1 pseudogene is annotated in these 457 nt (G+C 56.0%); it reads left to right on the top strand.

The annotated features are described in order from the left end of the window. A pseudogene (locus PSHG_RS26065) lies at positions 1–260 on the top strand (transposase); the annotation flags it as partial. Positions 261–457: the final 197 nt, after the last annotated feature.

Genomic DNA, 457 nt, shown 5'->3' with positions numbered 1-457 from the left:
CAGTCGACGTCGTCTACGACCCAGCGGATATCTCAGAGCTTACCATTGAATACGAAGGTCACGAGCCTTGGACGGTTCGCGAGCTCGTTATTGGTGAGCGTGCCGGCAAACGACCGCCACTTCCAGAGCAGATCGGAAGCATTCCCGCCCAGCATTCCCGGTTACTGGCAGCTGCAGCGGATCGGAATCAGGAGCGGAAAGCCTTTCAAGCCCCGGCTGTATCGTATCGCAAGGTGAGCAGGGGGGAACAAGATGTTTGAGTCCTTCTACGGGTTACATCGTTCGCCGTTTTCACGTGACATGCCAAGCAGTGAACTCTACGAGTCGGTCTTCTTGGAAGAAACCATCGGACGCTTGGAGTATGCAGCCTCAAGGCAGTGGTTCGCTGTCATCACTGGAGATTGCGGAACGGGCAAGACAACAACCATCCGCAGGTTCGCTGAAGTGCTCGACCCAG

It is taken from the genome of Paenibacillus senegalensis JC66, from assembly GCF_000285515.1.
GTDB classification, from domain to species: Bacteria; Bacillota; Bacilli; order Paenibacillales; family NBRC-103111; genus Paenibacillus_L; species Paenibacillus_L senegalensis.
The sequence above is the reverse complement of the archived record's forward strand: the minus strand, read 5'-3'. Positions and strand labels throughout refer to the sequence as shown.